Source organism: Clostridium sp., from assembly GCF_051278035.1.
Classification (GTDB): Bacteria; Bacillota; Clostridia; order Clostridiales; family Clostridiaceae; genus Clostridium_AD.
This window is the reverse complement of record NZ_JBNMNU010000073.1, coordinates 1-20,305: the sequence shown is the minus strand read 5'-3', so window position 1 is coordinate 20,305 and position 20,305 is coordinate 1. Positions and strand designations below refer to the sequence as shown.

Annotated in this window: 27 protein-coding genes; 2 read left to right on the top strand and 25 right to left on the bottom strand. The window is 28.0% G+C overall.

Annotation, left to right across the window (positions count from 1 at the left end; translation table 11 throughout):
• The 19 genes from ACJAX4_RS12210 to ACJAX4_RS12120 form a co-directional block, all read right to left on the bottom strand.
• Positions 1 to 318, bottom strand: a 318-nt coding sequence (locus ACJAX4_RS12210; protein WP_435789737.1) for an alpha/beta fold hydrolase, incomplete at its 3' end; no start/stop codon positions are given.
• Positions 319 to 412: 94 nt separating this feature from the next.
• Positions 413 to 814 (bottom strand): NUDIX hydrolase, encoded by a 402-nt coding sequence (locus tag ACJAX4_RS12205; RefSeq protein ID WP_435789736.1) that lies wholly within the window; start codon positions 812 to 814, stop codon positions 413 to 415.
• Between the two features lie 139 nt (positions 815 to 953).
• Positions 954 to 1,532 carry a class I SAM-dependent methyltransferase gene (locus tag ACJAX4_RS12200; RefSeq protein ID WP_435789735.1) on the bottom strand — a complete coding sequence of 193 codons (579 nt, stop codon included), beginning with the start codon at positions 1,530 to 1,532 and terminating at the stop codon, positions 954 to 956.
• A 280-nt stretch (positions 1,533 to 1,812) separates the two neighbouring features.
• Positions 1,813 to 2,364 carry a GNAT family N-acetyltransferase gene (locus tag ACJAX4_RS12195; protein WP_435789734.1) on the bottom strand — a complete coding sequence of 184 codons (552 nt, stop codon included), beginning with the start codon at positions 2,362 to 2,364 and terminating at the stop codon, positions 1,813 to 1,815.
• A gap of 152 nt (positions 2,365 to 2,516) precedes the next feature.
• Positions 2,517 to 3,041 (bottom strand): GNAT family N-acetyltransferase, encoded by a 525-nt coding sequence (locus tag ACJAX4_RS12190; RefSeq protein ID WP_435789733.1) that lies wholly within the window; start codon positions 3,039 to 3,041, stop codon positions 2,517 to 2,519.
• 74 nt (positions 3,042 to 3,115) lie between these two features.
• Positions 3,116 to 3,784 (bottom strand): nucleotidyltransferase domain-containing protein, encoded by a 669-nt coding sequence (locus tag ACJAX4_RS12185; RefSeq protein ID WP_435789732.1) that lies wholly within the window; start codon positions 3,782 to 3,784, stop codon positions 3,116 to 3,118.
• Positions 3,785 to 3,865: 81 nt separating this feature from the next.
• Positions 3,866 to 4,621, bottom strand: coding sequence for a Nif3-like dinuclear metal center hexameric protein (locus ACJAX4_RS12180; protein ID WP_435789731.1), 756 nt, complete (start codon positions 4,619 to 4,621; stop codon positions 3,866 to 3,868).
• 126 nt (positions 4,622 to 4,747) lie between these two features.
• On the bottom strand, positions 4,748 to 5,200 hold the full coding sequence (locus tag ACJAX4_RS12175) for a GNAT family N-acetyltransferase (protein ID WP_435789730.1): 453 nt from the start codon (positions 5,198 to 5,200) through the stop codon (positions 4,748 to 4,750).
• A gap of 49 nt (positions 5,201 to 5,249) precedes the next feature.
• Entirely contained in the window at positions 5,250 to 5,867 is a 618-nt protein-coding gene (locus tag ACJAX4_RS12170; protein WP_435789729.1) for a VanZ family protein, read from the bottom strand.
• Positions 5,868 to 6,041: 174 nt separating this feature from the next.
• Positions 6,042 to 6,656: a uridine kinase family protein gene (locus ACJAX4_RS12165; protein ID WP_435789728.1), complete on the bottom strand. Its 615-nt coding sequence runs from the start codon at positions 6,654 to 6,656 to the stop codon at positions 6,042 to 6,044.
• Positions 6,657 to 6,721: 65 nt separating this feature from the next.
• A complete protein-coding gene (locus ACJAX4_RS12160; RefSeq protein ID WP_431548645.1) occupies positions 6,722 to 7,213 on the bottom strand; it encodes an N-acetyltransferase family protein in 492 nt (163 codons plus the stop codon).
• Between the two features lie 266 nt (positions 7,214 to 7,479).
• The gene (locus ACJAX4_RS12155; RefSeq protein ID WP_435789727.1) at positions 7,480 to 8,121 is read right to left on the bottom strand and encodes a hypothetical protein; all 642 of its coding nucleotides are present in this window, start codon (positions 8,119 to 8,121) and stop codon (positions 7,480 to 7,482) included.
• Positions 8,122 to 8,221: 100 nt separating this feature from the next.
• Positions 8,222 to 8,662, bottom strand: coding sequence for a GNAT family N-acetyltransferase (locus ACJAX4_RS12150; protein ID WP_435789726.1), 441 nt, complete (start codon positions 8,660 to 8,662; stop codon positions 8,222 to 8,224).
• Between the two features lie 255 nt (positions 8,663 to 8,917).
• Positions 8,918 to 9,919, bottom strand: a complete 1,002-nt coding sequence (locus tag ACJAX4_RS12145) for a S66 family peptidase (protein ID WP_435789725.1) — start codon at positions 9,917 to 9,919, stop codon at positions 8,918 to 8,920.
• 156 nt (positions 9,920 to 10,075) lie between these two features.
• Positions 10,076 to 10,384: a hypothetical protein gene (locus ACJAX4_RS12140; protein WP_435789724.1), complete on the bottom strand. Its 309-nt coding sequence runs from the start codon at positions 10,382 to 10,384 to the stop codon at positions 10,076 to 10,078.
• Positions 10,385 to 10,402: 18 nt separating this feature from the next.
• The gene (locus tag ACJAX4_RS12135; protein ID WP_435789723.1) at positions 10,403 to 10,807 is read right to left on the bottom strand and encodes a VOC family protein; all 405 of its coding nucleotides are present in this window, start codon (positions 10,805 to 10,807) and stop codon (positions 10,403 to 10,405) included.
• A 118-nt stretch (positions 10,808 to 10,925) separates the two neighbouring features.
• Positions 10,926 to 11,333 carry an HIT family protein gene (locus ACJAX4_RS12130; protein WP_435789722.1) on the bottom strand — a complete coding sequence of 136 codons (408 nt, stop codon included), beginning with the start codon at positions 11,331 to 11,333 and terminating at the stop codon, positions 10,926 to 10,928.
• 88 nt (positions 11,334 to 11,421) lie between these two features.
• Positions 11,422 to 11,676 (bottom strand): DUF3795 domain-containing protein, encoded by a 255-nt coding sequence (locus tag ACJAX4_RS12125; protein ID WP_435789738.1) that lies wholly within the window; start codon positions 11,674 to 11,676, stop codon positions 11,422 to 11,424.
• 51 nt (positions 11,677 to 11,727) lie between these two features.
• The gene (locus ACJAX4_RS12120) at positions 11,728 to 11,937 is read right to left on the bottom strand and encodes a hypothetical protein (protein WP_435789721.1); all 210 of its coding nucleotides are present in this window, start codon (positions 11,935 to 11,937) and stop codon (positions 11,728 to 11,730) included.
• 516 nt (positions 11,938 to 12,453) lie between these two features.
• On the opposite strand from ACJAX4_RS12120, the gene ACJAX4_RS12115 reads away from it, so the two are divergent.
• The gene (locus ACJAX4_RS12115; RefSeq protein ID WP_435789720.1) at positions 12,454 to 12,708 is read left to right on the top strand and encodes a hypothetical protein; all 255 of its coding nucleotides are present in this window, start codon (positions 12,454 to 12,456) and stop codon (positions 12,706 to 12,708) included.
• Positions 12,677 to 13,627, top strand: a complete 951-nt coding sequence (locus ACJAX4_RS12110) for a hypothetical protein (protein WP_435789719.1) — start codon at positions 12,677 to 12,679, stop codon at positions 13,625 to 13,627. Before ACJAX4_RS12115 ends, ACJAX4_RS12110 begins: the two co-directional genes overlap by 32 nt.
• A 428-nt stretch (positions 13,628 to 14,055) precedes the next feature.
• Here ACJAX4_RS12110 and ACJAX4_RS12105 read toward each other — a convergent pair whose 3' ends face one another.
• The 6 genes from ACJAX4_RS12105 to ACJAX4_RS12080 are packed head-to-tail and all read right to left on the bottom strand — an operon-like array spanning position 14,056 to position 19,676.
• Positions 14,056 to 15,042 (bottom strand): hypothetical protein, encoded by a 987-nt coding sequence (locus tag ACJAX4_RS12105; RefSeq protein WP_435789718.1) that lies wholly within the window; start codon positions 15,040 to 15,042, stop codon positions 14,056 to 14,058.
• A gap of 17 nt (positions 15,043 to 15,059) precedes the next feature.
• A complete protein-coding gene (locus tag ACJAX4_RS12100) occupies positions 15,060 to 16,130 on the bottom strand; it encodes an SAVED domain-containing protein (RefSeq protein WP_435789717.1) in 1,071 nt (356 codons plus the stop codon).
• Positions 16,131 to 16,174: 44 nt separating this feature from the next.
• The gene (locus ACJAX4_RS12095; RefSeq protein WP_435789716.1) at positions 16,175 to 16,642 is read right to left on the bottom strand and encodes a Mov34/MPN/PAD-1 family protein; all 468 of its coding nucleotides are present in this window, start codon (positions 16,640 to 16,642) and stop codon (positions 16,175 to 16,177) included.
• A gap of 1 nt (position 16,643) precedes the next feature.
• Positions 16,644 to 18,386, bottom strand: a complete 1,743-nt coding sequence (locus ACJAX4_RS12090) for a ThiF family adenylyltransferase (protein WP_435789715.1) — start codon at positions 18,384 to 18,386, stop codon at positions 16,644 to 16,646.
• Between the two features lie 3 nt (positions 18,387 to 18,389).
• Complete coding sequence (locus ACJAX4_RS12085) at positions 18,390 to 19,421, bottom strand: nucleotidyltransferase domain-containing protein (protein WP_435789714.1); 1,032 nt, start codon at positions 19,419 to 19,421, stop codon at positions 18,390 to 18,392.
• A gap of 12 nt (positions 19,422 to 19,433) precedes the next feature.
• A complete protein-coding gene (locus ACJAX4_RS12080; protein WP_435789713.1) occupies positions 19,434 to 19,676 on the bottom strand; it encodes a hypothetical protein in 243 nt (80 codons plus the stop codon).
• Positions 19,677 to 20,305: the final 629 nt, after the last annotated feature.

Genomic DNA, 20,305 nt, shown 5'->3' with positions numbered 1-20,305 from the left:
AACGTAATTTACAGCTATAATCCCTCCAAATGAATGTGCCATTACTATCCACTTTGCTATTCCTAATTTTTTTCTTATTTCTTCAATATCATTTATTATTCTATCTATAGAATAATCGCCATCAATAGTCCCTCCTGACCTTGCACTTCCCCTTTGATCAAAATATATTATATTCATAAAGCTTTCTAATGAATTACCGCCTAATATTTCAAAGTCAAGACTACCTTCTCCTGGACCACCATGAATGAATATACAAGGTATACCCTCTCCAGACTGTTTTACATATAGATTAACTTTATCACTCATTTCTAAATACATTTAATTGTCCCCCGTTGTTCAATTTCTATAAATATAGTTATGTCATAATAAATTACCACTGTGGCTTAATATAATAATATATTAGAGTTCATACCTACTGAAATTCTTTTATATCCCATCTTATCATTTTTTCTTTAAATACATCATGCATAACATTAATACTCTCATCATTGAACTCTAACCATTGGTATTTATCATGTTCATCAGATAGTATTACATTACCATCTTTTATTGTGCATAAATAGATAACACCAGTTATTTGGTATTCCTTAGAAACAAAATTCCAAGTATCTAAAAGTTTATATGAATTTATAACTAAATTAATTTCTTCCTTTACTTCTCTAAATAGCGTCTCTTCCGCTGTTTCTCCAAACTCCATCCTCCCTCCAGGCAATTCCCATAAGCCACCTATTTCTTCGGTCTTGTGTAATGCTAAATATTTATTGTTTTTTATAATAAGTGCCTTTGTTGCAAAGTAAATTTTCTTGTTTTCCATACAATAAATCCCCCTAACGCCTTCGAATAACTATATAATTCACAAGAATTAACATCTCCATTAATGAGACCATAATAATTAGCATTATATGTTTCATATCCAAATATGGTCATCTCCTTGTTGCAGAATATTTTACTGTTTAAACTTGAATTTTCCTCTTACAATAAATATAAGTAACAAAAACTCCTCTATCATCTTTATTTTCTAAGTATTTAATTAACTCAAATGAATTTTCTATATTTTCAAAATCAGTTATTTGAATTAAATCCTCTTTTTTAATTTTAGAGTCAACATTGTGCTTGTCCCCAAACCCACAGATAAATAAAATACCATCATCAGTTATATGGTTTTCTATATCTGCAAGTTGATTCTTATTTAATCTATAATGATTAATTAAAATATTATCAAATATGCCTATATCCTTTAATGAATTTGCAATGTTTAAATCAATTTGTTCTGTATTTACTAAATAATTATCTCGTTCTGCAAACATTTTTAAACGTTCAAGTGCCTTACTACTGAAATCAACTCCTGTTACTTTAAAGCCCTTATCACTTAAAAACAGTGTATTCCTTCCATCCCCACATGCAATATCAAGAACGGAACCTACTTTGAAGTATCCTATATTATCAACCACTGACTTTTCAGGACTTAATAGCTTATCATCTCTATTCTCAAATTTATCATCCCAGTATTGTTTGTTTCCCATATAATCCATTTTATAACCTCCCAATGCTGTACTTCCAACACTATAGTAATATACCCCAATCTAATGCAGATACTTTCATTTCCAACAATGCTTCATAAAATAGATTTGATTTTTAAATTTTAATTCGTTTTAAACATAACCAACCACTATGTTCATTATTTAACCTTATCAATATTTTCAATATATAAACTTATTTCTTCACAATCTGGGCATATCGCAACCATCGGTTTTTCACTAAACCTTTTTTAGTTGTGACGCATGATACGAAAGGTGCGACTGAAGGGAATAACTAATATGTACCTATGTTTTTTATTGAATACATCAACTCACCATCATAAGAACTATCATCTTCCTCCTCTATTTCGGATTCAAAACACATTCCTATCTTGTCCAACACTTTCTTTGATACTTCGTTATCTTTATTAACAGTTGCAACTATCTTAATGGTATTCATATTGTTAAACCCATACTCAATAATGGCTTTCCCAATTTCAGTTGCATATCCTTTTCCATAGTGTTCTTCAAATAGCCCATAGAATAATTCATTTTCTGCAATATCATATGTAAGTGGGAATAATCCAACAAAACCTACACATTCATTGTTAACTTTTGAAACTACCACTAAGAGAAATCCTTCAAATTTAGAAAGTGTACTTTCTTTATATCTCTTTAATATTCTTCTCATTAATTCTTCACATTCTTCAAGGGTTCTTTCTTGAGCAAATGGGACATATTTCATTATTGCTTCATTATTTACTATCCTATGCAATTGATAAATATCAGTATTAATAAAATTTTTAATTATTAAATGCTCTGTTTCTATTCTTATATGTTCATACATTTTAGTTGCTCCTTTATTTCGCATTTTTCTACTCTTGTTGATGAACAATATAAGAATATTACGTAGCATCATCGTTCCATTCAAATCCTTCGCTATTTAATGAAACAATCACCAAGTATTATAATTTTATCTAAATTAACCACCTATTTTTTTTATAGTCTGCTATTAGTTGTTGGAATGCTATATTTATACAGGTTTTCATTATCCTCTTCATCAAAAATAATTCCTAATAATTCTCCATTATTCTTTTCTATAATTTTTTTAGAAGCTATATTATCTATGCTACAATTGGCAATCACTTCTTTTATTCCTATTTTTTCTGACTCACCCAATGCTAATTTTAGAATTTGAGTGCCATAACCTTTATTTCTATAACATGGTGATATATCATAACCTATATGACCAGAACACTCTATTTCTTGATGTCTAATTCGCACTACTCCGACTACTTTATTAATATCAATCAACCAAAATGTTGAGGTTGTAACCCATCCTTGAGGTAAATCTATTCCTTTAGAAAGATTGTATAAGTCGTTTAAATATCCATCAAAATTCTCTAACCCCTTATTATATATGTTCAAATAACAATTATCATTTGTTTTTCTATATGCTAAAACATAATTTTCAAAACTCTTTTGATATTCTATTCTTGGCTCAACTAAAAATAAATCATTCATAATTTAACACCCACTTTTTATAATTTCATTCGCATTTTTATATTGTTGTAACGCACATAAAGAATATCCCATCATTAAAGTTCCTTAAAAAGGGTACTAAATAGAATTTTCATCTGTGAATTAACCTTAAATTTTCTACAAATTTCATAAAAAATACATTGAATATCATCTTTAAAGTTATTATTAAAATTTAAATCATGAATTTCAAGAACAATAAGGCTCTTTTTGATTTCTGATAAGAAACCATATGCACTATCCGTTTTATTTGATAGATACTTAATAATTCCTTTATGTACTAACCTTAAAATCTTATACCAAGTAGGTCTATTAGGTATATAATTTGATGTTATTTGTTTTCTAATAATCTTTTCGTTACTTATGACAAAGTTTGTATCGTATTTTAAAAGAACTTTGCAACTCACCAGATCTTCTTGTGAAATTACTTCTCTTATATCTAAATCTACAGAAATGGTATCCTTATAAATCAAAATTAAGATGCCTTCGGGGTTTTCTGTAAGATTAGTCATAACTGGCTCATTATAAAGCGTTATAATTTCATCAACTTTACAATCTGTAATATCTCCCAAAATTATCAAATCAATATCAGAGTATTTTGTTGCTGTACCATTTGCTAAAGAACCTTTCAATATCATTGAAAATTTATTAACCTCACAAAATTTATAAACAGTCTCTATATAATTCTTATGATTTAATGTTGGATAAATAATATTAAAATTTTCCATAATTATCTCCTTTCGTAAATGGGTTAATGTATCCATAATACCCACCCTTAATTATATAAAAAATGTGCCACAGCTCCGCACTTACTCAATATGCTCTTCTTTAATTCTTATAGCCTCTACCATAGGATATCTTTCATTAATCATTTTGACTAAACTTTCCAATCCAAATATTTCAGTAAATGTATGACTGCCAACAATAAGATTTATTTTACTATATTGTGCATATTGAACAGTATAAAGTATCTTTTCGCCAGTAAAATATATATCACATCCTAAATTAACAGCATCTTTTATATCAATGGCAGAAAAACCTGCACCTGTTATTACTCCTATTTTCTTTATTAATCTTTCATTGTTTTTCCATTTTCGTATTGGCTCTTCTAACAACATTTCTATTTTATTTACAAGTTTTTCAAACTCAATAGGTTCATCTATTTCTCCTACCCTTCCACAATACATTCCTTCATCGTTTGAAAATTTATCTATAACCTTAAATCCAAGTTTTTTTAATATTGAAGTGTTGTTACCAAATTCAGCATCATCCAATGGTAAATGAACAAAGAAATGCGTTATGTTACCTTGTTTTAAAATTTTAAGTGCATCTTCCTTTAATCCACACATCCATTCCCAAGCATCATGATGTGTTATTAGTAAATTAACATTATTTTTTACTGCCTCTTGTGCAGACTCAATAGTTAAGTTGGTGCAATATCCTATTTTTGAAACTTCTTCTCTCCCGATATTAGTGAATCCATATTCATTTTTTCCTTTTACAATCTCTAATTTTTCTTTTGTAAAATTATCAATAATAAAGTTTTCGAAATCTTTGAGTAACATATCTTTTCCTCCTTAAATAGCATCAAATTAAGTATTCTCTATAGTTAAGTCGTCAATATCTATTTTAGTGGTATAGGGAAATTTTTTGCCGTTGTGACGCAAATAATGAAAATTCCAAAATAATTACTATTTTAAATTCCATTCATATACACACTTTTGTTTTTCACCCTTTAGATACATTTCATTATGTGGTGGCAAATCTACTATTTCTTTAAGTTTAAGCCCCGCCTTCTCGCAAGTTTTTCGAGATTGAACGTTATCTGGATTGCAAGTTATTATTAAACTATCCATTCCATGAGCAATTGCTACCTGTCTAATGATTTTACAAGCCTTTGAAGCATAATTGTTGCCTCTATAAGATTCTTTAATCTCATAACCAATATGACCACCATAATATATATTCTGATTATAGCCGACACGAATATCAATAACACCTATACTATCATTTGAATTGTGTAAAGTAATCCTATATTTATATGCAGGTACATAGCCTTTTTCATCATTAGAAGGTGTCTTTCCTTCTATCTTTAAATCAATTTCACCATCTGTTAAATAATCAAAATCCTCGAACTCAAACATTCTATCCCCTCTCTGTTTCATCGTAAAATACAATTTTGGCACAAAACATTTATTTACTATAATCTACATTCCTTTGAATGCCATTTAGAAATTGTTTGTTAATCAATTTTAGTACAATCTTCTTATAAATCATGTATCCTATCCAAGCACCAAAAGTATTTAATATTATGTCATCAATATCGAATGACCTGCCTATATTGCCTACATAGTAAGATAAAAGTTGAATAATCTCTATTCCTAAAGAAAATAAAAATGAATATAAAAGTGTCTTTCTAACATTGTAAAATTTTCTCCATAATATTGGGAGTAGTAATCCAAATGGAAATAATAGTAACGTATTACCCAAAATATTTTTAATCCAAAATCTAATCATAAAATTATGCATTTGTGGATCTTGTGGAATATTAATAACACTATCTATTGTGTTAAAGACTGGTACAAGGTTTACTGAAACCATCCCCTTACTTCCATCCCAGGTTATCATTAGTGGGAATAAAGTTATTCCTATAAAACAGAGAATATAGACAAGAAAAAGATTTAACACAATTTCTCTTTTAATTGAAAACTGAACTTTACTGCGATTTTTGAGAATTGAAACTACTCTAACCAGTATCCACATAGGTAGAATAATTATGAACAAAAATTCAATCTCTAACCTAATACCCATTTAAAATCACCCTTTCACTGTTTTTTGACCACTCAAATATAATAATTAATGTTATTGTAATATGCCTATGATCTTATCTAACTGTTATTTTAACTTTAATTTTCATTATTAAACTCTTACATATTATTTAATTGTTCAATTATTTCAGGTTAATTAAAAATACTGGATACCATTTTAGATATCTCCACAACCATCTATAACTAAATCTGCTTGTTCATATGGTTTATGCTCCTTCATATATTTATCTTCTTGAACCATCCAGTTTTTCTCCCACATGTCTCTTGATGTTTCTCCATCTCGTTTAATTCCACGGGCAAGACGGATTCCCCTCGAACAATCAACAAAAACTTTATAATCATACAAATTAACCAATTCTTTTCTTATAGAATAAACTCCTTCAACAACTACTATTCCGCCAATACATACTACGTTCCAGTCACCTAACATATCTGAAGCCCAGTCATATATTTGATATTTAGAATTCTCATTATTAGCCAATGGATCTAATACTTGTTCTTTAAATCTCCGCCAATCAACATCAGCTCCAATAGGTTTTTCTATAGCAGTCTCCTTAATTCTTTTAGCTGATGATATATAAAAATTATCCATATGTATAATAGTTATATCTGAACTCAATTTTGCTAATTGTTTTGTAAATGTACTTTTACCTGAACCACCACAGCCATCTACTCCAACTAAAAGAGTTGACTGCTTTCTTGTCAGATTTTCCAATGTCATTAATAGCTGTTCAAATGATTTAAATTCTCCCCGTATACTTTTAAATATCATATTTTATCAATCCTTTTATTATCATAGATTTTTAGATCTTTTTTAAGATTATTCAGAACTTATAATTAGTAATCATATTCATACTTGCCAACACCGATCTTTTGAGTTAATACTTCGTTTTCTCTGGCTTTCCTTATCTCAATAAGATTTAGAACATTATATCCTCTTTTAGATAAGAACGGTATTATTTTATCATTATTAGGATGTACATAATTAAACACTGTACTTCCACCCAATCTTTGTGCAATATCCTCTGCCTTTTCATATAATTTTGAGCCTATTCCATTTCTTCTTGTATTATGAGAAACAAATAAAGATTCAGCCCAAACCGTTTCACTTTCAACTCGGCATACTAAATATCCTAATAGCTCTTTGTTACTATCCTCAGCCACAAATACAGGATACTTCCCTTCCATATACTCTCTAAATTCTTCTTTTCCTTGCTCTATATTAGGAATAGATCTAACTGTTTTAAGCCGTCTCAAATCTACTCTGAACTGTGCTATTAATACTGATATTTTTTCTTCGTCATTTGATTTTGCTAACCGTATAATCATAGTTTCTTCCCCCTTAGTAATTCGTTTTATAAGAATTTATTTGAATACAATACAATTAAGGTTAACCAATTTGTTTGGTCATCTGTTCGATTTTAAATTATATTTTCCTTACTTTAAAAATAAATGATAGTGGACGCATTTTTGCCTTTTTTTTGACCTGTTGTCAATATTACAATAAAAACTGAAAGAAGTTTCCCATAACGTAAATTAATGATTGATGAATCATTGAATAACATTACGACTAAACATATTGTAAATGTGTTTCTTTATATCCAATTTATCCTTATTAAATTGTCCAATCCATTTTCTATACCAAATGAAATTATATAAGCAATTGCACAAACAACTGTAAAATTACTACCTTTTGAAAATAGAAATGGTAATTTACTTTTTAGTGAGTTTATTACAAAATGTAAACAAATTAGTGATACTATTATGGAAATTAAAGATGGTATATATTTCATCACTTCTAAACTGGATAATTTATACCATAAAAGACCTGTACCTATTTCATCCTCCATACTAAACGCACTTTTAGTAATAAATCTAAAATAAGAAATACTCATTGGTATTAGCCTAATCAATGAATTAGATAAAGCAAATCCTCCAATAATCATAGTAGTTACTTTATTTTTTGTATCTATTAAACTTAAAGCCAAAGTAAACCCAATTGCTAAAATTAATGTAGTGGTAGGTCCCATATCACAAGGATTCTGATAATCCTCCAATCCTTTTCTAAAATCTATATCTTTAGGATACTTATATACTTGCCCAACTTTATTAAATCCTGTACTGACATGAGCACCAACAGTATAAGAACTTATTCCATGTGCAATTTCATGTAAGAATGTAGATACTATAAAACAGCAAACTAATATTACAAACCATTTTATCAAAGCTTTTTTCATTGTGAATCCCTCCGTTTTCATAATAAAAAACACTATTTCACATCATCGTCATATTTTATTATTGTGCCAACACTATATTCCTAATTGATTATGCATCTTTCTATACTTGAAAAACTTTCTTAGAATTCTTCTGTTCTTTATTCCCAATATAGCCACACTTTATATAAAATGCGTGAGCTCCAACTCTTTTTGCTCCTGACACCAATCGGATGCCATAAGCACCTGTGTCTTGTGCCCATTCTTCAATTTTATTTAAAAGCATTTTCCCAATACCATTTTTTTTAAAATCAGATAAAACAGCAATACCCATAATATTTTTCAAAGGTGGTGCATATAGCAAATCATGATTATTTGCGTGAATATACCCAACTACTTTATCAGCAACTATTGCTACGTATATTTTATGATTACTATCATTTATTAATTGTTCTAATTTCTTTTTTGTACCTTCAGCGGGATATTCATAACCCATTTCATTTTTATTCAGTAAAACAATTTCTATATAGTCCTGTATTGTGCATTCTCTAATAATAATTTTCATATTAAAACCCCCAAGGAATTATAAATAATCATTAATATATTCTAAATTATAATTACAACCTACTATAAGAGTCTGAATTCTTCAATGCCTTGTTTTAATTAATCTGATTACTTGAATTCTTGAAGAACTCTCCACACTAAATCAAGAGCATTTCTGATATCATTTTTCTGCAACTTTATAATTTCCGCACAAATACACCTGCCTAATAAAATATGTTACCTCGCATTTTTTTCCAATCGGCCATTATAAGAAATTTTATTTGAGCCAATCTTCTATTATTGTTACTTTCTTATTTGTAGCATCAAGTTCAATCTCACATCCTATTGGTAAAGTCATCATTGGATGTGTATGACAGCAATCAAAATCTGCAATGAATGGCAATATCTTATCTTCCAATACTTCTATTAATATTTCATATGGTTTTCTGCCAGTCTTCATGTCATCAAATAATTCATGTTTTCCGAGTATGATTCCAGAAATCTTATCAAATACACCATTTACTTTTAGAAATGAAAAACATCTTTCAATCGTTGCAGAATCTTTTAAAGAATCTTCTATAAAAAGTATATCTCCATCCTTTATTTCAGGCATGTATTTACTACCCCATATACCTTGCATTGTATTCAGATTCCCACCTATTACTCTGCCTCTGACATTGCCCCCGTAGATTGTAATCCATTGATTTTTTCTTTTTACTTTGATCCTATCTTGTGTTTCCCAATTAACGTGTTCATCTGTCCAGTATTCAGGAGTTTCAAAGACATAAGGAATTTTCATTTTATCCATAGTGATTTCTTTGAAATATTTATAAGTAAAATCAACAAAGGGTGGTAATTCTCCAAATGAAGCTACTAATGCAGGTCCATAGTAAGTGCTTATCCCTGTTTGTGCATATATAGCAAGTAGAATTGCTGTAACATCAGAATATCCTATTATAATTTTAGGGTTTTTTTTAAATTCATCATATTCTAAATATGGAAGAATTGAGTTTGAGTTCATTCCTCCAATTGTAGCCATAATACATTTTATCTCTGGGTTTCTGATTAAAGCATTTAACTCCTCTGCTCTTTCCTTAATACTTCCAGACCTGTAGAAGTCACTTTTCCCTGTTAGATTTCCCTCTACTATTTTAAATCCCTTACTCTGCAAATATTCTTTGGACCTATGAAACCTATTTGGACATGAATATGTTATAGGTGCTGATGGCGAGAAAATACCAATCGAATCACCAACCTTCAATTTTGTTATGTTATTCATTACGTATCCCCCCTTATAATTTTTTTTATTATTTAATTAATCAAGTTCAGTTCAATAATTCCTTAATAAATAATTTTATCTTTATCTTCATATAAACATTTTTTGTTAATTTAAAAGTTTATCGGTATAATAAAACTGGGAATTAACAGATCTAAATTATTCTTTATTCTTTGTAATTTCCATTGTACATTTAAACTCATCTAAGTGAAAACAGCTCTCTATTGTTTCTAAATTTTCAGTTTGACCGCAAAGCCTTAATATATTGTTTTTTATGTCTACAATCTCTTGAAGAGAACTTCTTACCTCAGTATCGGATAATTCTGTATCACACACTATATCCTCAATACTTAAATGCCTTATTAAATTCTTTACAACTTTGTTAAGTGTTTCCTTAACCATTATCCCTGCTCTTTTATCTGCTTCTTCACTAATCAAATCAGCAACCTTTTGAGTAAATTCATCCACTATTACAACACTCCCCGCTTAGTTTTTGATTTCAGTTTGTGAAAATCTTAATAAATAGCCATCAGGGTCTTGAAATAGAATCTCTTTCTGAACAATAACTTTCCCATCGCATTTGTATTGGCTTTCCACAATGTCTCTAAACAGTGTTATATTATATTGATTAATGTTATATGCAATTTTATATACATCATCTGTAGCTATTTGAAAATTCATACCTCTGCCAAAGGGATATTGCAATTCATCTGTGTTCCAATGCCCATTAATCTCCTCAAGCATAATCTGTGCTTCGCCATAAGAAAGAAATACAAACTTATCTTCTACCCTTTCATATTCCAAATGAAATCCCAATATATCCATATAGAATTTTTTTGACTCGGTAATACTGGCTACAGATAATTCTGGAATTAGTCCGTTAAATTTCATGTGTAATCCTCCTATTCCACAAATAATCTTACTTCATTATACTTTACTACTATTCATATATCGTAGAATTACGATTGATGTAACATTTACGAATATTACGATGCAAAAAGTAATAATCTTAAATTTCTTTATCAAGCATCTCTTTTAATTCCTTGGCAATCTCTTGTGAAAAAACATGTTTTTTATCACTAAATGTCCACCCAAATCCATCTCCCTTATATCTTGGAAAAACATGCATATGATAATGTCCAATATCATTAAATTCTCCACCATTTTGCATTATACTATAGCCATCTGGAGAATACTTTTCTTTAATTACCTTAACAATTCTTTTAGATAATACCATCATAGACGTTACTACCTCAGTTGGAATTTCATCAGTATCTAAATAGTGATTTTTAGGAATTATAAGTATATGACCTTCATTTATTGGCACTATAGTTAAGAAACACATAATTAAATCATCCTCAAATACTAAGTTAGATGGTAATTCACCTTTTACAATTTTACAAAATATACAATCCATAGTTACCTCCTTAATTGTTCTTAAACCTCCGTATTATAATACAAGTTTGACGCAGTTTAAAAATATATTTACTTAACTGAAACCTTATTTATACCCATTTTCTACATTGTTCAATTCTCATACCATTATCCCCTTGTTCTTTATCATAAGAAAAACTATTTAGTAAATCGCATGGAAAAGTTCCACATTCACCACAATGCAATAGTTCTTTACTTTCACAACAGGACTTTACAGTACATTTTTCTCCCCAAAATGGCTTGTCTATATTCACACACCCTTTACACTCAGTAGTTTCTCTATATTCGCATTTTGAACAATTAATTCCACATCTCGATTCAATAATCATTGTTTTCTCCTCCTTGTATTTCTCTTTTTATTATTTTCGTTAGTGCTCTTAAATAATTTCATTTCTGTTAATTCGGTATTTACGCTTAAACAGGTATTTCCCTGTTGTAACAATAATAAAATCCTTATCTACTGACAAAGCAGATATATTTACCTTTTTATTATCTTTACCATCAATAAAAATCGAAGTAGGCCCATTATTTTCTATTATTAAAGGATCTAACCGTTTTAATATTTCAATTAATTCTCTCCTTTTCATCATGACCTCCTCAACCTCCATTTATATAAACAATAAACAATCTTCGTATATTTATAATATAACTAATTCATTTTTTCTAATTATTATTCAAATATCGTAGATTTACGATTAATCATACTCACTTAATAAATTTCATTACACAATATAATACCACTGAGAATTAATTCTCATATAAATTATATCATTATATACAATAATTAACTATTGTTTAGAGTCGATCAATTACAAAACACTTATCTTCTTTATGTATTAGATTAGATTTTTTCGTAAATGTACCCATACTCCAACTTTTCTTTATGGTAATTCACTAAAAAAAGAGCTATCTTGCCCATAGCTCTTCAGATAAAAAACCTTCTCAATACAAAAATGCACTCCAACTTCGTATTACTTTTATTATATTATTCCACTATAATAATTAAAATATAAGTAATATGTATTAAATTTTAATAGTTAGTCAATAATTGAAATGTGTGATAATCACAATTTATGTATGTACCTGAAAGGATTGATTTAATAATGACTAAAAAGATTATATCAAATGATAGTTTTGACATAATAATGGATAAATGCAGAATAAATAATGTATTGCTTAGTAACATTACAGATATTAAAACTTCAACAATAAGCAGATATAGAAATAACCAACGTAATATAGGCAAACAAAGTTTTTATAAGATATATGACGCATTATTTGAATTAAAAGTGAGCAGAAGAACTATGAAGGAGCTGAAAAAAGAATATGAAAATAAATGGTATAAAAAAATATTGTGATAAAGAGGGGTATATAGTTGAAATTTTTAAAAATAAGAAAGAGATATTTAAAAACATAATTGATAGTAATATTAAACATATACATTCGCAAGTTAGACTTAATAATAATAAAATCAGAGTGGACTTACTTGGTGAAATAGATGAAAATTCAATGGTATTTGTAGAACTTTCCATCAGAAATAGTTGTGTACAAGATTTTATGACTCATAGAAAGGAATTAATTAATATTTTAGAAATCATTGGTAAAGAACACTTTGCACATATAATTTTAATGTCTCCAAACTTTTTAAACGAAGATATAAATGAACTTGAAAAATTAATAGCATCTTACAATGTGAAGGTATATTTTGTATATATAGCAATGGACTTAATATTTGAATTGCAAAACCATATTCATAATGGTTCTTACGAAAAAAGTACCCTTATATATAATAAGCCCACTGTTAACCAATGTATTAAAGTGAGTTCGAGAATTGTAAATACGGATAAAGTGTTTGTATTTCCTCTCAATAATGAATCAATTGGAAATGATATTTCTAAAGCTATCTTAAAAGGTTTAAGAGAAGATGTATATTGGCATTTAGCGGTACATAATTATAAAGACCTAACAAAAAGCATCATAAGAATTGGCTCTGGGAAAGGTGATATTATGCTTAATATCTATTGTGGAATGGATAACATAATTAGAATTGAAGTAGATTTTGCAGATAAGCTTAGTATATTTAATATATTTAAGAATTATTTAGCCGATATGTGTGATGAAATCGGAGATTCAATAGATATAGACCCTAATCTTTATCGGATATTTACTGAAATACCTATGTCAGAGAACAAGGCCATAACAATAAATACAGCGATAGATACAGCTAAAGGCTATATAGAGTATCTTACAAAGATGTATAAGAAAATTCAGATTTAAAACCATTATTATAATTGAGTAATTATAATAATGATTTATTAACTAATATTCCATATATCAAAAATGGATATTCCATTCCGTATATGATATGACCGAACCTATTTTAAGATTGTAAATTGTTTTTTATAAGGTTAATCACCTATTTTTATAGTCTTTAATTTTATAAAAATGATAGTATCTATACTAAATAGCCTGCGAAATATAATGATATTTTACATGCTATTTAGTCATCATGCACCTCAAAACCTAACTTTTTGCTAATAAGCATAATGCTCATTTAAAAATACGACCGCCAAGCTATGTGCGTACCTTTTAGGTGAGTTAGCAAAATCTCAAGATTAGATATTGAACAATAAAATAACATTGTATGTTATATCTAACTTTAAATTAAATCATTATACAACCTACAAATTTTGCTTTGATTATTTTTAATGGTCACTAAGCAACTCATTTTTTGCTGTATCAATTTCAATTGTCAAATTATCTTCAACGTATTCAATTTTTTCATATAATGAAATTATATCCTGTCTCAATTCACTAATATTGCTTGATAATTCCTCATATTCATTATTAGAGCACATATTATTATTTACATTCTCAACAATATCTCTAAGTGCTCTTATTTCATTAATATATTTATCCTCCTTATAAAATTCATACTCTAATCTTTTTCCATAAATACATTCGATTGTTTTCATATTCCATTCTACTTTTTCTCTATATGAAGAATATAGTTTAGTGATTTTTCCCATTAAACATTCCAATTCATCCATTTCATTTTGTAATTCTGAAAACAAATCGTAAATATATGTTTCCATATTTTCCAGTTCGTCTCTATTAAGATTACAATATTCACTACACCATTCTCTTGCTTCGAAGTATATATTATTTATCTGTGGATATGTGTATTTTTTATTAATTGATTTTTTATCAATGTAATCTATGATATTAATTCTCAATTTTTCTAATAATGTATTCCTTCTTTCAATAAAGTCATCTTCTAAATTTAACTCTTTATGCTTAAATTTAAAACCTTGTTCTGGAACATATGCCTGTACATCTTTCATACCGTTCGTTCTACTGGTGAAAGTTTTAAAAGATATAATTGCCCTAAATACATCTTCATCTGAATAATTTTCTAAATTCATAGTCTTAAAAACGGATTTTAGTCTTGATAGAATTAAATAATAATCTTTTCTATCATAAAACTTTTTATTAATTTTATTTCCCTTGTAATTCATATATATACCTATTCCAAATAGGAATAAGGCATATAAAGTACTAATAATAAATGTATCACTCTTATCCTTTAAATTTAAGTACCAATTCACACTCAAAATAGTGATTACTATAACTGACAAAATAATAACTTTCTTATATAGCCTTTCCCAGATATCAATAATATCAAAGTTCATGTTACCCACCCTTTTTATTATTTAACTACTACACAATTCATAGACTCTTCAAATATAGAGATACCCCATGGATATTTTTTAGGATTTTTCATATCAAAATGATAAACTATTATCTCTGTGTCATAATTACTGCTTAGTCCTTGTCCCAAAGCAAATGTAAATGCAACTGATGATGATAGGATCATGTGAATCTTAGTTATCCCTTTATCTCTTCTAATTTGTCTTACTTCTCTAAGTATATAACTTACATAGTCCTCAACTTGTTTCTCACTTGTAATTACATCAAAACCCAACTCATCTGTTTTAAACTTTAGTATACTTTTATTCTCTGGTTGTAAAATATTTAATTGGTTATCTTCTATTGGGAACGTAGTTGATATTGCCACTATAAGTTCCGTACAATTATCTTTAATATTTTTCTTTTCAATTTTAATAGGAGAATATACCTCACTATTATTTAATTGCTCATAATAATCCACATTTCTTTTCTTATGAAGCATAGTGAATTTTGTTTCATCTCCTATTTTATATCCTGCTCTCAAAATCAGCGGGGTATGTGAAATTCCCATATATCCGTATTTATCATCATTATTGATTTTCCCCTTAAACTTTTCAATTAGGTTGTCTTGTTTAGTTACAATAGCTTGTATCATAGTATAATTTTCTTTTACTACTTTAAGATCTTCTATTAGGTCAAGTTCCTCTATAATTGGTTGGAATATTTTTAATGATTCCTCATTAAATTTAAATTGGGTTTTGCTTAATGAAGAATGTGCTAAAATATGAATTGTTTTTTTGGGATTCTGAATAGGTTTTTCATAAAAAAATCGAACATATACAATTAAAGCCCAAAATAAAATAATCATTATTGATACTATCCACCTCATATAACTATAAGGTAATAGCCTTTCAACTAATATTGCTAAATCTTTATACATTAGCAATATATCTTTTATCTGCTGTGTTTGAACATTTTCTGACATGCTCCCAATAACATTCCCACTTAACACAAAACTCATTGTTACTGTAGCTATTGCTATATATCTAAGCTTCACTGTTTTAAAGTACTTAATTAATCCCTTTTTCATACTTACTCCTATCCGCTAAATATTTAATTAATTTCCTCATTCCTCTAATATATTCTTTTAGCAAGTTTAGAATTATAGTGATATTCCCACACTCTAATCTCCTTATTACCAACTATTAGATGGTAATATATTTTTTCTTTATCTACATTGATTTTTGAAATCTTCTTCCAATTGTTAATATCTATAGAAGAGTAGTTAGGATAATCCTCTGGGTGAGAATGCCACTCCCCTATATAAGCATATATACCAGTATAATCCTCATAAAGTTTATTATAAAAATCTATATGTTTTTTATCTTTTCTATAAAAGGACATTCTTTTTCTTTTATCTTTATCATATGGCTCAGTAGCATACTCTACTATAAGATTACCAGTTTCTTTATTTTCCCTACCTATTAAAATGCCTCCTGCTTCACAATCTTTTCTATCTATTTGTTTATAACAACTAATTAACTTCACTATACCATCATCTATTTTAATCTTTTTATTTTGTAAATTAATTATAATACACATATTAATTGTCCCCACAAACACAACAGTCTTCTTTTTTAAATTTTTTACCTTCAAGAATTTGCTTATCCTTACTCTGCACATTGTACCTATTAGAAGTCTTAAATCCTTCCTTTCTTAAATAATAATCATCACCTTTTATTGAGCTTAGAAAGTTCTCTTCTATCCTGCATTCAAAAATTTTTTTTATTACTTCTGTTCCTGCAATAGCTGTAGTAACTGAATTTGTCGAACTAAATGGTAAATATGCTGAACCACATCCCCTTATTTTCTTAGTAAAATTTTGTCCTCTCTCACAATATGATGTTTTATCATAAATCCCTTCATCACTTTTACCAAAAAAACACTCATAACATCCTTTATTATTTATTGATATAAAGGCTACATGATTACCAATACCTAAAACCTCATTCCATAAATAAACAACTGGTGTTTCAATATTATTTTTATGTACGTATTCATTAATCCACCTATTTACATTATGGTTTCCAACAGCAGATACTATTAGGTCATATTCAGATAAAGCTATACTATCATCCTCAATTACATCTTCAATATTATCTTCATAGCTACAAATATTTACACTTGGAATATTTTTCTTGATATAATCTACTATAGCTTTCGACTTATATTCATTAACATATTCCATACCAAGTAAATGTCTGTAAATGTTCTCTTCTTTTAATAAATCGCCATCTACTACATCTATGCAATTAATACCTGTTTTCACAAGTTCACTTACTAAATATCCTCCAATAGAGCCACACCCTATAACTAAAATTCTTTTCTTTTCTATACCTATAATTGCTCCACCTCTATTTACAAGAAACTCCTTATCACACCTTGTTACTGAGCATGGAATTAAGAACACATTAGACTGTATTTTTATATTTATAGATGCTTTATCAATACTATAATCCTTTATAATTACCCCTATCATGTTATTGCAATCATTAGGCTGTTTAATATTAAATATTAATACTAAATCACCCTTACACTTATTAATGTTATGTATAAGTGTATTTTTATCTAAGGAATTATGGTTTAATAAGCTATTAATATATTTTATATTTAAATCTTCTATCCATTTTGGAGGATAAATGTATTCTCGCGTCTCTATATAAATATATATCCCATTTTTTATAATATTCATATCTTTATATGTACTAAAATCTTTCTCTGCGTCCGAGGAAACCAAACTATATTGATTCTTTTTTCTCAAAACATCAATATAGTTGTTTTTAGTTTTCTTAATAACCTTCTTTAGATTATCTGCATATTTGATAAGTTTTATATCTTTAGTTGTACATATCATAGACTTTAGTACCTTTGTATTTGGTAACCGTCCCCAATAATACTCAAATTCTTCAATGAAATCTTCGTTGTTTAATTCATTAATTCCATCCCATAAAGTCTTTTTAATCCTTCTTAAGGTTTGATTTAATAAACCATCAAAATTCTTATCAATTAAAACTCCTTCCAAATCAAAAAGGCACAGATTTCCGTTACTGCCAACATGAGGTATATATTTAAATTCTCTATAATTTTCAATGTAAACATCTAATAGCTTTCTATCCCAATTAACTGGAATTCCAATGACCATAGGAATTTCCGTATCCACTATCGTATATATAAATTTAAATATATATTGATAGCTTTTGTCAATGTATATTTTAATGAAACTAATATCTTGTGTTTGTGTTATATTGCTATTATTATTGAGAATATCTAATATTTTTTGCTTCATTTTTTATAATCCTTTTCCAGACGCACTACTTGGTGGCAGAAAATTATTTTGTGTCCTCGATTCATTTTCCTTTAGTGGAATAGTGAAATCATCTCCAAATATTTTGTTTAGTTTAGTGCATTGCTCTACTATATCGCTTTCCTTTTTTACTCCCTGTAAATCATCAAATAATTTGTACATCTTTTTCTTAAACGCAGTCATTTGTGTATCTGTCATTTTTAAGAATACATTTGTGAATGGAGCTACAGGTAAGAATGCCTCTATTTTATATAAGTATTCTTCTCTTTCATTTGAATACTTTGTAGGTACAAACATATTCTTTATTTCTTGCACAAAAACTATTAAGGCTTCTAAGTCATCAAACTTGTATTTAGACTCTAACCAATCATATTTCTGTGGACTAAATTTTTGATATGCTAATAGAGTTAGACCTATTCCTGGTGGCTCACCATTTCCACTAAATTTGATATTTTTCCATCTTTTCATATATCTTATTATCCTTCTATATTGGGATCTTTGCTCACTATCTTCATATTTCTCCATAATATCAGATTTTAATTTTAGAGGGTCTGAGTTTTCCCACTCTTCATTATCCTTTTTAGTTCCTCTTGCTAAATATAATTGACTATCTGTATTATTTTTATCTTCATAAGAGTATATAGCTAAATCAACATGGTACGCCACCTCACCATTTTTCTTATATTTAACAGTTACACAAGGTTTCTTTATCTCAGCACCGTAATCGGTATGGTCTTTCAAAATGTTATATACTTTTTCTTTAAGTTCTAAAGGGTTATAGTCTGCTTTATTAACATTAAATCTTATACCAACATCTATATCATAATCCTTATCTAAAGGTTCTACTCCCGTATACATAGCATAGCTACCTTGATTAAATTTATTAAAACTTGGTAAGTCATCATCTGCTCTAAGTTTATTTAATATAATTTCCCTTTTCTCTGCTAACTCACTTAATTCATTATAATCCATTTTTATTTTTTTATTAAAGTCTTCAAAATAAGCTTGTAACCCCATAATTTTCTTCTCCTATCTTTTTTTATTACTTTGAGATAATACACTTGCGGCCAACGTTTTAGTATCACTATTGTACTTAGGACTTTTTAGAACTTTAGAAGCTGTTGTTTCCATAGACTTACTTGTTTGTTTTTTTGTACTGCTTTGAGACAACGCTGAGCCTGCTAATTTCTTTTGAATTGCTGATGAACTTGGACTATTTAATGTTTTGGACGACCTTGATGAAATAATTTTACCTGTTTCCTTTTTATTCATAACCATACCTCCCTTCTTTTAAGAAAGTCTCAACAAATTTCTTTCCACAAGATTACTTATATACATAATATCCCTATTAAAATTATAGTTAAAATGTTATTTATTATAAATAAAATAACATACACAATGTTATGTCAATTTTTCTTCTATTTCCTTCCATTATTATTATAACACAACATATTGTGTTGCAACATCTTTACAACCACATTATATTGTATATATTTATATTTTGTAAAAAGATTTCTTATTGTTAAACATTAATTTAATTGTACCATTTGGTTTTACGGTCATTAAGGATTTAATAGCATTTATGTATTTTATTATGCTACAATATTAATGCAAAATCAATATAAATAATACAAAAACGATACATAAAAAGGATAATAGAATGAATTTACTTAATTATATTAAATATCGTCCAATAACTAAAATACTTGTTGAGGAGATTAAAAGAGCGTGTGATGATTATATTAACTAAGAATTAGTGAGGACCAATTAAAAACCATTATTTGGACATGGGCTGATAATGTTGTATATGTTAATCTAAAACTACACCACAATTCTAATTGAAATATCCTCCACTTTAATGTAAACTTTCTTATGATAGACATCATAAGAGGGGGAATGGA

Bases quoted from the DNA above. Each gene is read 5' to 3' on its own strand.
- ACJAX4_RS12205 (WP_435789736.1), bottom strand. From the start codon at position 814: ATGGAAAACAAGAAAATTTACTTTGCAACAAAGGCACTTATTATAAAA.
- ACJAX4_RS12200 (WP_435789735.1), bottom strand. From the start codon at position 1,532: ATGGATTATATGGGAAACAAACAATACTGGGATGATAAATTTGAGAAT.
- ACJAX4_RS12195 (WP_435789734.1), bottom strand. From the start codon at position 2,364: ATGTATGAACATATAAGAATAGAAACAGAGCATTTAATAATTAAAAAT.
- ACJAX4_RS12190 (WP_435789733.1), bottom strand. From the start codon at position 3,041: ATGAATGATTTATTTTTAGTTGAGCCAAGAATAGAATATCAAAAGAGT.
- ACJAX4_RS12185 (WP_435789732.1), bottom strand. From the start codon at position 3,784: ATGGAAAATTTTAATATTATTTATCCAACATTAAATCATAAGAATTAT.
- ACJAX4_RS12180 (WP_435789731.1), bottom strand. From the start codon at position 4,621: ATGTTACTCAAAGATTTCGAAAACTTTATTATTGATAATTTTACAAAA.
- ACJAX4_RS12175 (WP_435789730.1), bottom strand. From the start codon at position 5,200: ATGTTTGAGTTCGAGGATTTTGATTATTTAACAGATGGTGAAATTGAT.
- ACJAX4_RS12170 (WP_435789729.1), bottom strand. From the start codon at position 5,867: ATGGGTATTAGGTTAGAGATTGAATTTTTGTTCATAATTATTCTACCT.
- ACJAX4_RS12165 (WP_435789728.1), bottom strand. From the start codon at position 6,656: ATGATATTTAAAAGTATACGGGGAGAATTTAAATCATTTGAACAGCTA.
- ACJAX4_RS12160 (WP_431548645.1), bottom strand. From the start codon at position 7,213: ATGATTATACGGTTAGCAAAATCAAATGACGAAGAAAAAATATCAGTA.
- ACJAX4_RS12155 (WP_435789727.1), bottom strand. From the start codon at position 8,121: ATGAAAAAAGCTTTGATAAAATGGTTTGTAATATTAGTTTGCTGTTTT.
- ACJAX4_RS12150 (WP_435789726.1), bottom strand. From the start codon at position 8,662: ATGAAAATTATTATTAGAGAATGCACAATACAGGACTATATAGAAATT.
- ACJAX4_RS12145 (WP_435789725.1), bottom strand. From the start codon at position 9,919: ATGAATAACATAACAAAATTGAAGGTTGGTGATTCGATTGGTATTTTC.
- ACJAX4_RS12135 (WP_435789723.1), bottom strand. From the start codon at position 10,807: ATGAAATTTAACGGACTAATTCCAGAATTATCTGTAGCCAGTATTACC.
- ACJAX4_RS12130 (WP_435789722.1), bottom strand. From the start codon at position 11,333: ATGGATTGTATATTTTGTAAAATTGTAAAAGGTGAATTACCATCTAAC.
- ACJAX4_RS12120 (WP_435789721.1), bottom strand. From the start codon at position 11,937: ATGAAAAGGAGAGAATTAATTGAAATATTAAAACGGTTAGATCCTTTA.
- ACJAX4_RS12115 (WP_435789720.1), top strand. From the start codon at position 12,454: ATGACTAAAAAGATTATATCAAATGATAGTTTTGACATAATAATGGAT.
- ACJAX4_RS12110 (WP_435789719.1), top strand. From the start codon at position 12,677: ATGAAAATAAATGGTATAAAAAAATATTGTGATAAAGAGGGGTATATA.
- ACJAX4_RS12105 (WP_435789718.1), bottom strand. From the start codon at position 15,042: ATGAACTTTGATATTATTGATATCTGGGAAAGGCTATATAAGAAAGTT.
- ACJAX4_RS12100 (WP_435789717.1), bottom strand. From the start codon at position 16,130: ATGAAAAAGGGATTAATTAAGTACTTTAAAACAGTGAAGCTTAGATAT.
- ACJAX4_RS12095 (WP_435789716.1), bottom strand. From the start codon at position 16,642: ATGTGTATTATAATTAATTTACAAAATAAAAAGATTAAAATAGATGAT.
- ACJAX4_RS12090 (WP_435789715.1), bottom strand. From the start codon at position 18,386: ATGAAGCAAAAAATATTAGATATTCTCAATAATAATAGCAATATAACA.
- ACJAX4_RS12085 (WP_435789714.1), bottom strand. From the start codon at position 19,421: ATGGGGTTACAAGCTTATTTTGAAGACTTTAATAAAAAAATAAAAATG.
- ACJAX4_RS12080 (WP_435789713.1), bottom strand. From the start codon at position 19,676: ATGAATAAAAAGGAAACAGGTAAAATTATTTCATCAAGGTCGTCCAAA.